Below are 14861 nucleotides of genomic sequence, written 5' to 3' on the forward strand. Positions count from 1 at the left end.
AAATGATGGCGGAAAAGAACAAGACGGTTTATATTTTATTGACCGATACTGGTACCGTTCTGACAAAAGTCATCCAATGGTATACCAATGCGCCTTATAATCACGTCTCGATTTGTTTTGATGATAGACTCGATGAGATTTATAGCTTTGGGCGGAAAAATCCCGGTAATCCACTCATTGCTGGTTTTATAAAAGAAGATGTTTACTTTGGCACCTACCGATATTTTGATGATACGAGATGCCTCTTATTGAAAATTGAGGTTTCAGCAGGTGAATACCGTCGCATTCGAAATGTGATCGAAAGCTTTTATCATAATCAAGAACGGTATTCATATAATTTACTGGGGCTCTTCGGTGTGGCCATGCAATATCCTATCCATCAAAAGAATAAATACTTCTGTTCGCAATTTGTTGCGGAGGTCTTTGAAAAGAGTGGCTTACAACTTTGGAGGCAGCCAACTGCTTTAATTTCTCCCAATGACTTCTTGATGCATCCGCAATTCGAATTAGTTTATGAAGGTAGTTTATATCATTATCCTTTACTGGATCATGGTCTGCTTTCAATAGCTCCAGTTGCTCCCCGGTATGCTTACAGGCAACCTTTTGAGCTGCTTAAAAAGAAACTGACTCTTTAAGAAATTCAAGCTGATCTCCATTTGGGGATCGGCTTTTTTGTATTTTTAAAAGAAATCATGTCTAGCATTAGGGGAGAGGTACATATAGGTGTAGGACATGGAGATTTTTTATATAGGAGGGTTTATGGATGTTAGATTGCGTCATTATTGGTGGGGGTCCATCGGGCTTAAATGGTTCGCTTGTTTTGGCAAGGGCAAACAAAAATATCATCTTATTTGATGAAGATAAACCGAGAAATGCGGTCACTCACGAATCTCATGGGTTCATCACAAGAGACGGGATAAAGCCTTCCGAGTTTAAAAGGATCGCCAAAGAAGAATTGATGAAATATCCAAATTGCAAAATTGTAAATGAACGAGTTATGCATATAAAAAAGGAGAAGCAATCCTTTACCATTTACATAAAGACTGGTAAGGTCTATAAATCACGAAAAGTAATCTTATCAACAGGTTTAATTGACGTTCTCCCGTCGATACATGGAATGAGTGATTTTTATGGCACTAGCTTGTTCAGTTGCCCATTTTGTGATGGCTGGGAACTGAAGGATCTTCCGCTTGTGCTTATCGCAGAAAATGCAGGTGCATTTCATAAAGTAAAGTTGCTTTATAACTGGAGCAAGGATCTGGTTGTTTGCACGAATGGGAAGAGAGTATTTTCACAGGAGCAGCGAGATTTGTTAGCGAAGAAAAAAATCAAGCTGATAGAGGATGAGATAATGGTATTGCAAGGTGAAAAAGGGCAATTGAAGACGATTCGCTTCAAGAATGGCACCCAAATCGAAAGAAAAGGCGGCTTCGTAACGGCCGGTCTAAAACAAGCATCTTCATTAGCTATGACCATGGGGTGTAAGCAACATAAAAATGGAGGGATTGAAACCGATAGCTTTGGACGTACCAATATTGAAGGGGTCTATGCAAGCGGGGATATTTCACTATCTGCACCATCCCAAGTCATTAATGCAGCAAGTGAAGGTAGTATTGTGGCGATGGGTGTCATTCACGATTTAGTGAGAGAAGATTTTTAATGGTTTCCCTATAAGATAAAAAAGCGGCAGAATTCATTCCTGAAGTCTACTGCTTTTTTATGCACGATATAAACAATTTGATGGTTCCAGATCCCCTTGAGAGATAAAAGGGTCATGAGGAAGCTGGAGGGAAAATCCCCAGGATAAGCAAAATAAAAAGCAAGAGCCCGACGACTAGCAGGAGTATGGAAGCGAAAAAAATCGGCCCCCTTTTAAAAATAAAAGGTTCCCTTTTTTGCATGATCCCTGTCTAGGCACTTACTTCGGATGAGGCCATATTGGAAATAATGCCTCCGCTACTTGTGAAAAAGTAGATTATTACAGTGAAGGCAATCCCTGTGAAGAACATGACTTCAATCATTCTCACTGAGAAGAAAGATGCGACTAGATAAGTGGTAAGCAATTCTATAGTAAAGGCAATCATCATGGTTGCTAGAAATTTTCTTTTCACAAATTTCCCCCCCTTATTAGAAATTCATTTTAATATTCTTACGCAATACAATGGTGAAAGTTTCAAATTTTCATCGATTCATAAACAAATTAGCTTATAAATCTCCTGCATACACAATGAATGGGCTTGTTGCATATTGTAATAAAAGTCTAACATAAGGGGAAGAAATGCATGAATTCTAATTTGTTTCCGGCTCTATTGGCCGGTCCAATGGTACGGCGGGTGGATTCATCAGAAGCATTTATTTGGGCGGCAACAAGTGAAGAATTTGCTATTACTGCAGAAGTGTATGCCATTTTCACAAAGGGGGAATCAAATCATTATTCAAAAATAGACGCTAACACCGAAACACAAACCATTCAATTTGGAGAAAACTTGTATATCCATCTCATCAAAGTAACCCCCACTTCAAATACTTTTCCTACCAATCGATTAATCGGCTATAATTTGCATTTCCGAAATCAGCAGGAAAGCTTCGATCTGGATGATCTTGGCCTTCTTTCCCACACGAATCCAAATTGCATTGTCTATGGTTCACTTAAGTTGCCAACCTTTTTCCTTCCCGGAAAGGATTTGGAGCAACCCGCCCAGTTTTTATATGGCTCTTGCAGAAAACAGCATGGTGAGGGAGAAGATATGTTGGTCCGAGGCGACCACCTTTTGGAGGAACAGTATCTTAATCTAACTAAACGGCCACAATCACTTTTTTTAATGGGCGATCAAATTTATGCAGATAATGTGGCAGATCCACTTTTCCGTCCGATTAATGAATTGGGGAAAATGTTAATGGGTGTGGACGAGGCGCTCCCTTCAATCGACAAACGTTTGGAAAGCAATGCTTCTTATAACCGTATAAATGGAAGGAAAGAAATCATGAAGGACGTCGCTCGTTTTTCATCGAGGAATGCCTCCAATCATCTCATTCAATTTGGTGAATATGCAGCCATGTATTTATTCTCGTGGAGTCCTGTGTTATGGGAAGTATCTAGGGAGCAAAATCTTTTGGAATCCTTTGATGACTCATTTGAAAGAGGGCACTTTCATTTGAAATTAGCCAAGGCAACGGATAAATTAAAAAAACTAGAGAGTCTTCAATTGCAAAAGCGTTACACTGAACAGGAAAAGCTCATCCTGAATTGTCAATCTGCCTCTTATAGGATTAGAAGATTAATCGCCAATACGCCGACATATATGATATTCGACGATCATGAAATTACAGATGACTGGAACATCAATGCACAATGGAAACAAGCTGTTCAGGAGTCCGCACTGGGTAAACATATTGTGGCAAATGGTTTGTCGGCTTATTTTGCATTTCAAGCGTGGGGAAATGAGCAGGAAATCTTCGACGATGAATTCATTTCCAAAATAACAAAGCATTTCCTAGGATTACGAAACGGTCATATAATGACCAACTATGAGGAATGGGTTGAGTTATTATGGAACCATCATCCGTGGCATTTTGTAGCGCCAACCGTTCCAAAAGCTTTATTCCTTGATACAAGAACAATGAGGGAGTATGATGATTGGCCAATTATGGACCAGCAGCACGTGAATGGAAGTGCTAGTCCTAGTCCTCCTCAATTGATCAATGAACAAGAGTATAGGGCATTGACGAAAAAGCTGGGGGAATATGGCTGGGAAAAAGGAGATGCACTTATTATCGTTTCCCCAACGCCGGTAATTGGTTTTGAATATATCGAAAAGGTGATTGTTCAGTTTCTCCCCACTCTAGAAAGGCTGGGTTCCCAGGTCCAGACAATTTTTGATGTGGAGGCATGGAGATATAACGGGAGGGGACTTACGAATTTTTTGACTCAATTGGCACAATGGGCTCCGAAAAATCCTGTGATTCTTTCAGGGGATGTACATTACAGCTTTTCGGTTAATTCAACATTTACATTTAAGGATGAGAATGAACTGGATATAGTGCAAATTACTGCAAGCCCAATAAAAAATATGAGCTTCAAAAATTTCGGAACTCTCATGAAGGTGACAACAGCATTCAGTCAGTTGTTGCAGCAAACCGAAACCATTTACCAATACTGTGATTCGGCATATGAGCTTCATGATGCGGATGAAACCTTTCATCCAGTGAATGATTTTATATGGAAAGTGCGACTGCACTATGATCAAGTTGCTGGCAGTTTCATTATTGAAACGGAAAATAACTTGGGGCTGCTCTCGTATTCAACTGATTATATTGAAAATAAGTTTTTAAGATGAATTGAAACAACTAACTAAGAAGTATGTAGTCGTGCATCCATTTTTTTCTGTTAAAGACATAGACTATTATATTGATTAACGAAATCCTGCGCATGCAGGATTTTTGGCTTACTATATTTTATTTTGTTGGATAATAAAGACTATGTTAAAATTAGGAAGAGTTTAGCTTGGATCTTTTTTCTGGAGATCAGTAAATCACTATCGAACATGTAAATGTATTTTTATGACTGCATTTAAGACAGGAGGGCTGAAATGAAAAGAGGTATAGTTGCTTCCATTGCTTACATGACTACAGGAATAGGCATTTATCATACGTTTTTTGGTACTTCCGCAATATTCGGAATGCTATTCTTAATCATTGGGCTTGTAGGAATTTTATATGATATCTTTTATGAAAAGTTAGACACAGTATAACTCAACAAGAAAGAAAAAATAGAATCAATAAATGGATTTCTCTCAACTAGGTGTATTTTGAAAAAAGAAATATTTTTGTGGGGGCTCTTTCTGTTAAGGAAAGTGCTTTTTTTGTGTGGTATATTATAGGCCGGCAGCTGGCTTTATGGGCAGCCGATAAAACTCCGCAACAGATATCTTTACGAAAGTGATGTATCTACATAAAGTTGGGGATAGATGATTTTTTGTACCTTTCCAACGTATCCAATACGTATAGAGGAAACGATCGAGTATAAATTGAATATATAAGCAAGGGGGATGAGTTATGAAGAAAAGAATGACAATCGTTTTAAGTATTTTAGCAGTAGGGTTAGGGGCTGCATACATAGGAGTAGGAAATTATTTTTATAACTTTGCATTGAAAGCAAATGATGAAAAAGAATTTATGGAAGGAAATCCTCACTTGGAGGAGAGCATCGCCGTGGTGGCAGAGGTGGCAGAAGCAGCCGAGCTGGCAGACAGTCAATTCGAGTTGCAACATGAGGCATCTGCTATGTCGATCATTTCGGATGATGAGCTTCAGCTAAATTTACATGCGGACTATTATGCGAACGGAAGCGACAATCATAAATGGGCAATAGCTGTGCATGGCTATACCGGGAGCGCAGATGGGATGACAAGATATATTCGTAATTTTTATGAACAAGGCTTTCATGTAGTTGCTCCGGATTTACGGGGACATGGACGAAGTGAGGGAGAATATATCGGAATGGGATGGCATGATCGCCTTGATTTGCTGAAATGGATTGATGAAATCATTTCGTTGGACCCGGATGCGGAGATTGCACTGTTCGGTATCTCCATGGGGGGGGCAACCGTGATGATGACATCCGGCGAAGATCTGCCATCCAATGTGAAAGTAATAGTAGAAGATTGTGGTTACTCATCGGTTAGTGATGTTTTTGTTTATCAGTTGGATGATTTATTCGGGTTGCCCGAGTTTCCGGTACTCAATGCGGCCAACACCGTAACAAAAATGCGGGCTGGATTCGACTTATATGAAGCTTCTGCTGTACGGCAAGTCGCAAAGAGTAAAAAACCAATGTTATTTATCCATGGAAACCAGGATACCTTTGTTCCATATGAAATGCTGGATGAAGTGTATGAGGCAGCCAATGTGGAAAAGAATAAACTCATTATTGAAGGTGCCGGTCATGGAGAAGCGGAAAAAATAGACCCTGATAGCTATTGGAATGCGGTTTGGTCGTTCGTGGGGAAATATATATAAGCAGAAAATAAATAGAATGTGAGAATTCATATTTTGTGTTATAGAAGGAGGTACTTATGAGTAGAAAGCGGAAAATTGTCGTATTTATTGCATCTAGTCTGGATGGCTATATTGCCACAAAAGAAGACTCTCTTGACTGGTTATTTGAAGTTGAGGGCGAAGGGGATAATGGTTATTCAGAGTTTTATGAGACGGTGGACACGGTTGTAATGGGGAAACGGACATATGATTGGTTGATTAATCAAGGGCTTGAGGAATTCCCTTATAAAAATAAAGTATGCTATGTATACACACGCTCTTGCCTGGAGGATACAGAAAATGTGAAGTTTGTAAATGGGGATGTCAAGGAGTTTGTTGAAAAACTAAAAAGGAAGAATGGCAAAAATATTTGGCTTGTAGGTGGGGGAGAATTGTTGCAAGCCTTTATACAAGAAGAAATGGTTGATGAATTTATTGTTACAATTGCGCCCACCATACTCGGCAGTGGGATTCCCCTATTTCGAGAGGGTAGTTATCAGATGAATCTATCATTGTTGGGAACGAAAAATTACAAGCAATTTGTTGAACTCCATTATGAAGTGAAAAGGTAACAACGCTCTTGTTAAGTTGGAAATGCTTTGACATTCAATTCGTTTTATCACTACTCCAAAGAATTTTGGGAGTAGTTTTTTTTGCTGGAAAACAAAAGTCTGTATTATCAAATAATTGTTAGTAGTTTTGTTTCTGGAATTAAACTTCGTTTATTTTCATATACAAAAACCTTATAAAACTAACAATTTGTATAAAACGGAACTTTAACTATTTTTAGAATATTAGTTCTTTTGACATTCCGGTTAATAACTATTTGACTATAGTATTGAGGTGGTATAAAATTTTTCGATATACATTATTTATTTTCATTTTAATATAAGAAATCTAGCAGAATTTCTGATGAGGTTAATTTGAAATTATAACAATGAATAGGAAAAAACTACGTGGTGTATCATATCACCGAATCTAGGACAATTGAGGTAGAGAATCATGTCAATTTTAATCGGAATTTTAGGGTTAGTGGTAGTTTTTGGCCTAGCATACTTACTGAGTAACGACAAAAAGGCAATCGACTACAAAGCAGTGGGAATTATGCTAGTTATGCAAGTTGTTCTAACATTAGTCATGTTTAAAACGACAATCGGTTTAACAGTGATTGAGGCTATAGGAAATGGTTTTACGAAAGTAATAGAAATCGGACGTGAAGGTGTCGTCTTTGTCATAGGGGGCTGGGTGCCTGAAGGCAATTCAGTATTCTTTGTAAATGTTCTGCTTATTATTATTTTCACTTCAATGTTGCTTTCAGTATTAACTTACTTAAGAATTTTACCTATCATAATAAAATATCTAGGTGGATTCCTATCCAAAATAACAGGCTTATCTAGTGTCACTACTTTTCATGCAATCAATAATATTTTCTTTGGCCAATCGGAAGGGCTTTTGGCCATTAAATCTCATATTCATAAAATGACGAACAATAATTTATTTGTTATCTCAGTTTCCTCAATGGCTTCTGTATCCGCCTCAATAATGGCTTCTTACATAACAATGTTGCCTGCAAAATACGTCTTAGGCGCGATGGCTTTAAATGCTCTATCGGCATTGATAATCGGAATTATTATTGCACCCGAGAAAAATAGTGCCAAGAACGAAGTGATCGATACCAAGGATGCTACATCTGCAAAATCTATTTTTGAATCCATATCAATGGGTGCTTTGGATGGCGGGAAGGTGGCACTTATCGTTGCAGCGATGCTGATCGCCTATGTTGGCCTAATGGCGTTGATTGATGCAGGCTTCAATGCAGTGATCGGTTTATCATTTACTGAACTTCTAGGGTATATTTTCGCACCAATTGCATGGTTGATGGGTGTACCTTCCAACGAAATTTTAGTTGCCGGTCAAACAATGGGGACAAAATTAGCAACGAATGAATTTGTCGCAATGCTTCAATTTGTTCAACATATTCCATCCCTTTCCGAAAAAACAGTGGGTGTTGTATCTGTATTTTTAATAAGTTTTGCTAATTTTAGCTCGATCGGTATTATAAGTGGTTCTATGCAAGCTATCAATGGAGAGAAAGCTTCTGCCGTTTCAAAGTTTGGTCTGAAAATGCTGTTGGCTGCTACAATGGTGTCGATGTTAACCGCTACATTGGTAGGATTGTTTATTTAATAACTATTTAAGTGCCTAATTTCACTTTCGCTTTGAAGGGGAATTAAAAAGTACCTTATTCGAAAGCGATTGCCTCGAATAAGGTACTTTTTTTACTTATTAAGTTTTCGCACCTTGGATGCTCCGACTACGGCACCAATCGCAATGCCGACAATTGCGGGAACAACCCAACCAACACCTTGCTCGTATAGGGGGATAATGCCCAAAATATTTGACCATGCCTTGTCCAACAGTGCGGTGTTAATCGTATCGATGAAGCTAAATATGGCAGTTAGAATAATGCCATAAAGGTAAATTGAATGATTCACGAAGCGATTCAGCAATCCCAAAACAATCAGCACGATTGCCAGCGGATAGATGGCACCTAAAATCGGTACGGAAATTGCCAATATTTGATTCAAACCTAAATTTGCAATAATAAAACTGATGACTGCCACAATGGTTGCCCATGTTTTATAAGAGAAAAACGGTATTAGACGCGAGAAATACTCCCCACATGAAATTACCAGGCTGATGGATACGCATAAACAAGCCACTGTAAATAAAACACCTAAAAGAATGATGCCCGTTTGTCCAAACAATTCGTTCATTACTAATGTTAATACATTCGCACCGTTATTCATCTGTTCCAATGCGGAAACGGAGGCACCAAGGAAGGTCAATATGCTGTAAATGATTGCCAGCAAAATTCCTGCACCCAATCCTGCAAACAGCATATATCTCGAAATACTCGAATCGTCCTTAATTCCTTTCAAACGAATGGTATTCACCACCACTATTCCGTAAACAAGTGCCGCTAAAGCATCCATCGTCAAATAGCCGTCCAAAAACCCCTGAAAAAATGAATTGTTGGCATAAAGTTCGATAGGTTTAGCTAAAGAATCAACCGGCGTAAGAATTGCCTTCACAAAGATGATGGCAATCAAAAATAATAAAATCGGTGTTAATAGTTTTCCGAATCGATCCACTAGCTTTGATGGCGAGAGACTTAGATATAGGACTAATGCAAAGAACACCAAAGTATAGAGGAACAACATGGCCGGACTGCCCGAGAGAGCATTCGGCAAAAATGGTTTGATGCTCATTTCATACGCAACGGTGCCGGCGCGGGGGATGGCTAGACCGGGCCCGATTGATAAATAAATCAAAAAAGGAAATACCATTGCAAACCAAGGATGAACCCGTGTGGATAGGGTATTTAAACTTCCTGCTTTCCCTACGGCAATTACCCCCAAAATCGGGAGCCCCACAGCCGTAATAATAAATCCGGCTAGTGAAACCCACATTTCAGTACCTGCAGCGTTCCCTAAAAAGGCAGGAAAGATTAAGTTTCCCGCTCCAAAGAACATGGAAAATAACATAAAAACAATAAATAATAAATCTTTTGATGATAATGAATTCATAGATGACTCCTTTTGTATACAATAAACTGCATTATAACAGCTATAGTAGAGTGAATCCATAACAATTGAAATAATAGAAATATTGAATGTATTATGAATATTAAAAATAGATTCTATACATTATCCAGTGATATTTAAAACAGAATAAGAGGCTCAAAATGGAATTTGAGCCCCTTAGTTATTAAGCTATTTAACTATTAAAGCAACAGCAATATTTCGTCCGGGAGTTGTTAAATATTTACCGTTTGCATATAGACCACTCGAGGCACCGCCATCTAAATTGATGGCATCAATTGCGCCGAGTTGTTTCATAATGGAAGCTAAGTGCTCGACTGTCGCTCCAGAAGTTGTAACAAATATTAATTGGCGGTTTTTTAAAATACCAATCGCACTTCTCGCACCAGGGGAGCTTAAAATTTTGTGACTTGTAAACCCTTCTGATAGTGGATTTAGAGATACTTGGCCATTTGTTATAAGCCGGGGTCCAATTTGGATGGCTTCTTGGACAATCCCTTTATTGTATAGTTCTTTTACCTTGGCACCCGGCAAAATGCCAATATCGCCATCCTTCGTAGAATAAAAGCTAGAAAATTTCGGATCAAACTCCTGAACTTTTTTCCCGTTCATTATGAGCCCATTATAGACGGTGCGATAGGAATTATTCGTATAAGCATCAAAGAAGTTTGCATTAATGGCTGCTTTGGCATTGTGATTTTTTGCAATTGATGCCAAAGTACCGACAGATCCTATTTTATTATTTGCTGCCTCTACATGGAGGGTAGTATTCGGGGCTAGTAGATTTATGGAAACGATTTTTACTGGATAGCTCTTTACCCCTACCTTTATTGACTGATTTTTAACTTGGATTTTTGCTTTACCAACGACTGCTTCCCCGTAAACGGGTAGTGTATATAAAGAATGATCCACTGTATATTCAATCTGCTGTTTTTCTTTATTCCAAGAGATAGGTGTATTGAATAAATAACCAATCTCTTTTACTGGAACATAGACGGCGCTGTTTATCATTTTTGGCTGTGAATCCATGCTCTTAATGACTGTCCCATTTTGTTGCAAATTTTTGCTTCCGATGGATAATGTGTATTGCTGGTTAACTGTAACTACTTTTTTCTTATTATCCCATTCTACAGGAACATTAAAAGTTTCTGAAACCGTTCGCAGTGGAACTAATGTCCGATTCGTACTTTCCTCAATGACGCCATACGAGCTGGCATTGACTTGCGAATCGGTAAAAATTCCAATTAGTACAAAGAATAATAGACTTACTAGTGCATTTTTGGTCATGTGTATTTTCTCCTATGAATTAATAACTATCTATTACAATTATACAAGTTAATCCTTAATTGTTAAGACCTAACATGAAATTACAATAAATAAATATCAAAAAGAAAGAATGGAAAAGCCCTTTAATGGAGTACATTCGCTTTTATTCTGAATTGAAAGCGGAGTATAATAGAAGTTCCTAAAAGTAGATTATTTCTATAATGAAGTCATTTAACCAGGAGATCATAGATGAAAATTCTGAGTGAAAAAATAAAACTAAAGTATTTAATAATAGGATTAATCTCTTTAGCTTTTCTATTATCTGTGGCGAGCAGTCTGTATAGTAGTTATGAACGAAGTATCGCTTTATTAGAGGAACAATCGCTGGAAAAAAACCGGGTTTATGCACAAAAACTGTCCCAAACGGCCAACTTATTTCTTGAACATTCAATTAAAATACTCGATTATAGTGCATCGAAAATTGCCGATCAAATGAATGATGAAGAGGCACTGAATAATGAAGTAATGCGTCTATTTCATCAACAAAGTTCATTCAATTCCGTAGTTATAGCCAATTCCGAAGGCTTAATGTTGGCAGGAGCGCCTGATCAATATAGGCTGAAAGGAAAGACGATAACTTCCAAGGAAGGTTTGGAACAATTAAAAAAGCAAACGATTTCGATTTCTGATCCCTATAGAGCTTCCACCGGGAAATTACTTATAACGGTATCTTACCCAATTTTCTCTAGTGATGGGCAATTTAAAGGGGTCGTTAACGGAAGTATTTACATTCATGAATCAAACTTCTTCGAACAAATCTTGGGAGAGCATCACTACCATGACGGAACATATGTCTATGTAGTAGATTCTGAAGGGAAGCTGATCTATCATGTCGATAAATCGAGGCTTGGCGAGGATGTTTCCAAAAATCAGGTGGTGCAAAGGCTGGGACATGGCGACAGCGGAGCACAGCTTGTTACCAACAAGTTGGATGAAGAAATGCTTGCAGGATTCAGCCCTTTGGAAAAAGCGAATTGGGGAGTTGTCGTCCAAACTCCGCGTGAAGTAGCGATTCATTCGGTTGGCGAACAGGTATTGACAATCTTTTACTTCGAATTACCGCTGTTGTTCATCTCAATTATTATCGTATTAATATTGGTAGTCAAAATTACAAAACCATTGCAGCAGATTGCAACACTTACAGAATATAGTATCAATGAAAGCGAGATGGGTAATCTGGAAAGCCTTAATGCTTGGTTCTATGAAGCTTCCCAGATTAAAAAAGCGTTGATACGGAGTCTTTCCTTCTTGCACGGTCAAGTGAGTACTTTAAAGGATGAAAATTCCATCGATCCCCTTACGAATTTAACGAATCGGAGAGCATTGGACAGCGTGCTGCAATCATGGACAGTCCAGGGGAAAATGTACGCTGTGATAATGTTGGATATTGATTTCTTTAAATCAATCAATGATACTTATGGGCATACTATCGGTGATGAAGTGTTGAAATTTTTATCTTTCCAAATGAGAAATGCTGTAAGGGGACAGGATATCTGTTGCCGCTATGGAGGGGAAGAATTTATTATCTTATTACCTGAAACGGGCATCGAGAATGCTTTCGATATCGCGGAACAATTACGCAAGAGGGTCGAGAGTGCAACCAGCCCTTCTGGTAAACCTGTTACATTTTCTGCTGGAATTGCGGGGTTCCCTAAACAAGCGGCAAACCCGGACGAGTTGATCGAACTGGCAGACCGTGCGCTATATGAAGCCAAACATCTAGGGCGGAATCGCGTGGTAATTGCTGAAGCAAAAAACCAATTATAGTTTAGTTGATGTTGGAGAAACAAAAATGCAATTTGCGACGAGGCAAATTGCATTTTATTTTTGCGAAAAACAAAAAGGCGAATTTATTGGATTAGTGCTTTTATATCTTCTATAAGCTCCACACAAACTTCTTTTGTTGTTGACCATGAAGTGACGAACCGGATTGCGATTTTGTCTTCAACCAGCTCCCATATTTCAAAAGCATAGAGTTGTTGCAGTTTTTCAACTTGCTCTTTACTAAAGATGGGGAAGATTTGATTGGTAGGCGACTCACTTAAAAGAGGTATACTTAATTTTTTTAATTCATCGCTCAGATAACGTGCCAACTCATTTTCATGCTGCCCCATTTTAAAGTAGAGGTCATTTTCGAATGCCGCTTCGAATTGGATGCCGACAACATAACCTTTTGCTAGCATAGCTCCTTTATTTTTAATATGGTATCTGAAAAAGGGTTTTAACTGGTTGTGGAAAATGACAATTGCTTCACCGCTCAGCATGCCGATTTTTGTCCCGCCAATGTACATCACATCGCAAAGGTCTTTCAATCGGTTGAATTCCACATCGCTCGCTGCAAGACCACTTGAAAGACGAGCTCCATCAATGTAGAAATATAGATCATTCTCTTTACAAAAATCATATAAAGTTTTTAACTCGGCTTCACTATATACCGTTCCGATCTCAGTGGATTGGGAAATATAAACCATGCCGATTTTCACCATATGTTCGTCTTGGTGATACTTAAGGGCCGATTCGATATCTTTTGGGGTTAGCTTTCCATCCACTCCTGGAACCGTGTACACTTTATGACCTGTTGCTTCAATTGCCCCGGTTTCATGAACATTGATATGACCCGTGCTGCATGATAAAACCGCTTCGTATGGTCGGAGTATGTGGGAAATGACAGAAGCATTGGCTTGGGTGCCACCTGTTACAAAGTGGATATCGCAATCGCCGGATTCCAGTTTTTCTTTTATCAACTTCTTGGCAGAATCTGAATGCTTGTCCAAGCCATAGCCAGCATTTTGCTCATTGCTTGCTTTTTGTAATGCAGCCAGTAATTGCGGATGGCAAAGTTCACTATAATCATTTTTAAAACTATGTTTCATTTTTTGGACCTTCTTTTCTAGTTTATTTACTATAGTATACATTAATTGTTATTTTCGAGCTGTTTAGAATATTATATTAAAAGAGAAATAGATTAGGAAGGTCGCTTCTATATTGGAATTGAAATGTATGCAAAATGGAGCGGCTTTGGCATGAATACTATAAGTGTTCATGCCTCTTTGTTGACATGCTGAAAATTAAAAGAAAAAGTTTTTCAGATTAATGGCTTTAGAAAATAATCGGGCATCTTTTCCAAGTTTGTTGTTCATGTTGCTATATTGTCGCAAACATTGCTGGAATAAGTCATCGCAATATCTTCTGGAAGTTCTATGTCTATTGTATAAATAGCATTCATCATGAAATTTGCAGCAAGCGTCAACTGGGTTTGTGGGGGAACCGGGACCTGTGCAGCCGGGACCACAGTAGCGGTATCCGGGATAGCAGAAACCAATCTTCCCATTTCTCATAGGTGCGACCTCATTTCTGAATTCTAGTTTTTACTAGCATATGTATTTTCAATTATTCTAGTAACGGCTATTCATCTTATTTTCATGAAAGGGAAAAAATGTTTAAAAAAATCACCTCAATTTCCTGTAATAAAGGAAGTCAAGGTGCTATCTAATAATTAAACTTTTAAGAGTGTTAACGGCATCAGTCACCGCCACCACCACCACCATCGCCGCCACCGCCGCCATCAGCGCTGCCGCCACCGTCAGAACCAAAATCCCACCAATCAAATGCATTGCCGGAACTGGACCTTTTTCTTCTGATGCGTTTTTCGTAAGCGCGTTCCGCAGGTGTCATCTTGCGCCATTTGAAAAAGTAAAGGATACCGGAAATAATTCGGACTACAACGAAAATAGCAAAATATACGACAAAACAAATTGCTGCAATTCCGATGACAATCCCCAAAATCTCCCCCAATGTCTCTAGCATTTATCCACCAGCCTTTTATGTAGTGAAAGTTAGTAAATTTCAAAGTAAAATCAAGCTCAACTATCTTAATGGTTAAACTTAAACAGG

The 14861-nt window shown here is 38.5% G+C and carries 14 protein-coding genes; 8 read left to right on the forward strand and 6 right to left on the reverse strand.

Features of this window, described 5'->3' with window-relative positions; all coding sequences use genetic code 11:
- The first annotated feature begins 5 nt into the window (after positions 1-5).
- Complete coding sequence (locus CD33_RS14165) at positions 6-635, forward strand: C40 family peptidase (protein WP_215490544.1); 630 nt, start codon at positions 6-8, stop codon at positions 633-635.
- A gap of 128 nt (positions 636-763) precedes the next feature.
- Positions 764-1660 carry an NAD(P)/FAD-dependent oxidoreductase gene (locus CD33_RS14170; protein ID WP_036201675.1) on the forward strand — a complete coding sequence of 299 codons (897 nt, stop codon included), beginning with the start codon at positions 764-766 and terminating at the stop codon, positions 1658-1660.
- 250 nt (positions 1661-1910) lie between these two features.
- Here the strand turns inward: CD33_RS14170 and CD33_RS20770 are convergent, their stop codons facing one another.
- Positions 1911-2111, reverse strand: a complete 201-nt coding sequence (locus tag CD33_RS20770) for a hypothetical protein (RefSeq protein ID WP_235863155.1) — start codon at positions 2109-2111, stop codon at positions 1911-1913.
- Positions 2112-2282: 171 nt separating this feature from the next.
- Here CD33_RS20770 and CD33_RS14180 point away from each other — a divergent pair, with 171 nt between their 5' ends.
- The 5 genes from CD33_RS14180 to CD33_RS14195 all read left to right on the forward strand — a co-directional run bounded on the left by CD33_RS14180 (position 2283) and on the right by CD33_RS14195 (position 8223).
- The gene (locus tag CD33_RS14180) at positions 2283-4337 is read left to right on the forward strand and encodes a metallophosphoesterase family protein (protein ID WP_052130260.1); all 2055 of its coding nucleotides are present in this window, start codon (positions 2283-2285) and stop codon (positions 4335-4337) included.
- Between the two features lie 252 nt (positions 4338-4589).
- Entirely contained in the window at positions 4590-4751 is a 162-nt protein-coding gene (locus CD33_RS20270; RefSeq protein ID WP_156967322.1) for a hypothetical protein, read from the forward strand.
- Positions 4752-5055: 304 nt separating this feature from the next.
- The gene (locus tag CD33_RS14185) at positions 5056-6018 is read left to right on the forward strand and encodes an alpha/beta hydrolase (RefSeq protein WP_036201676.1); all 963 of its coding nucleotides are present in this window, start codon (positions 5056-5058) and stop codon (positions 6016-6018) included.
- A 56-nt stretch (positions 6019-6074) separates the two neighbouring features.
- Entirely contained in the window at positions 6075-6608 is a 534-nt protein-coding gene (locus CD33_RS14190) for a dihydrofolate reductase family protein (protein ID WP_036201677.1), read from the forward strand.
- Positions 6609-7038: 430 nt separating this feature from the next.
- On the forward strand, positions 7039-8223 hold the full coding sequence (locus CD33_RS14195) for a NupC/NupG family nucleoside CNT transporter (protein WP_036201678.1): 1185 nt from the start codon (positions 7039-7041) through the stop codon (positions 8221-8223).
- A 92-nt stretch (positions 8224-8315) separates the two neighbouring features.
- Here the strand turns inward: CD33_RS14195 and brnQ are convergent, their stop codons facing one another.
- Together brnQ and CD33_RS14205 are read right to left on the reverse strand one after the other, a co-directional pair.
- Positions 8316-9626, reverse strand: a complete 1311-nt coding sequence (gene brnQ, locus CD33_RS14200) for a branched-chain amino acid transport system II carrier protein (protein WP_036201679.1) — start codon at positions 9624-9626, stop codon at positions 8316-8318.
- Between the two features lie 186 nt (positions 9627-9812).
- Entirely contained in the window at positions 9813-10928 is a 1116-nt protein-coding gene (locus CD33_RS14205; protein WP_052130262.1) for a phosphodiester glycosidase family protein, read from the reverse strand.
- 228 nt (positions 10929-11156) lie between these two features.
- On the opposite strand from CD33_RS14205, the gene CD33_RS14210 reads away from it, so the two are divergent.
- Complete coding sequence (locus CD33_RS14210; protein ID WP_084591379.1) at positions 11157-12734, forward strand: sensor domain-containing diguanylate cyclase; 1578 nt, start codon at positions 11157-11159, stop codon at positions 12732-12734.
- Positions 12735-12817: 83 nt separating this feature from the next.
- Here CD33_RS14210 and CD33_RS14215 read toward each other — a convergent pair whose 3' ends face one another.
- The 3 genes from CD33_RS14215 to CD33_RS19570 form a co-directional block, all read right to left on the reverse strand.
- The gene (locus CD33_RS14215; RefSeq protein ID WP_036201680.1) at positions 12818-13840 is read right to left on the reverse strand and encodes a threonine aldolase family protein; all 1023 of its coding nucleotides are present in this window, start codon (positions 13838-13840) and stop codon (positions 12818-12820) included.
- A gap of 195 nt (positions 13841-14035) precedes the next feature.
- A complete protein-coding gene (locus tag CD33_RS14220) occupies positions 14036-14305 on the reverse strand; it encodes a Parvovirus coat protein VP1-like protein (RefSeq protein WP_084591380.1) in 270 nt (89 codons plus the stop codon).
- Positions 14306-14489: 184 nt separating this feature from the next.
- Positions 14490-14774: a hypothetical protein gene (locus tag CD33_RS19570; protein WP_052130264.1), complete on the reverse strand. Its 285-nt coding sequence runs from the start codon at positions 14772-14774 to the stop codon at positions 14490-14492.
- Between the last annotated feature and the right edge of the window lie 87 nt (positions 14775-14861).

It is taken from the genome of Ureibacillus sinduriensis BLB-1 = JCM 15800 (assembly GCF_000772955.1).
GTDB classification, from domain to species: domain Bacteria; phylum Bacillota; class Bacilli; order Bacillales_A; family Planococcaceae; genus Ureibacillus; species Ureibacillus sinduriensis.

Bases quoted from the DNA above. Each gene is read 5' to 3' on its own strand.
- CD33_RS19570 (WP_052130264.1), bottom strand. From the start codon at position 14,774: ATGCTAGAGACATTGGGGGAGATTTTGGGGATTGTCATCGGAATTGCA.
- CD33_RS14190 (WP_036201677.1), top strand. From the start codon at position 6,075: ATGAGTAGAAAGCGGAAAATTGTCGTATTTATTGCATCTAGTCTGGAT.
- CD33_RS14215 (WP_036201680.1), bottom strand. From the start codon at position 13,840: ATGAAACATAGTTTTAAAAATGATTATAGTGAACTTTGCCATCCGCAA.
- CD33_RS14205 (WP_052130262.1), bottom strand. From the start codon at position 10,928: ATGACCAAAAATGCACTAGTAAGTCTATTATTCTTTGTACTAATTGGA.
- CD33_RS14185 (WP_036201676.1), top strand. From the start codon at position 5,056: ATGAAGAAAAGAATGACAATCGTTTTAAGTATTTTAGCAGTAGGGTTA.
- CD33_RS14210 (WP_084591379.1), top strand. From the start codon at position 11,157: ATGAAAATTCTGAGTGAAAAAATAAAACTAAAGTATTTAATAATAGGA.
- brnQ (WP_036201679.1), bottom strand. From the start codon at position 9,626: ATGAATTCATTATCATCAAAAGATTTATTATTTATTGTTTTTATGTTA.
- CD33_RS14165 (WP_215490544.1), top strand. From the start codon at position 6: ATGGCGGAAAAGAACAAGACGGTTTATATTTTATTGACCGATACTGGT.
- CD33_RS14195 (WP_036201678.1), top strand. From the start codon at position 7,039: ATGTCAATTTTAATCGGAATTTTAGGGTTAGTGGTAGTTTTTGGCCTA.
- CD33_RS14170 (WP_036201675.1), top strand. From the start codon at position 764: ATGTTAGATTGCGTCATTATTGGTGGGGGTCCATCGGGCTTAAATGGT.
- CD33_RS14220 (WP_084591380.1), bottom strand. From the start codon at position 14,305: ATGAGAAATGGGAAGATTGGTTTCTGCTATCCCGGATACCGCTACTGT.
- CD33_RS20270 (WP_156967322.1), top strand. From the start codon at position 4,590: ATGAAAAGAGGTATAGTTGCTTCCATTGCTTACATGACTACAGGAATA.
- CD33_RS14180 (WP_052130260.1), top strand. From the start codon at position 2,283: ATGAATTCTAATTTGTTTCCGGCTCTATTGGCCGGTCCAATGGTACGG.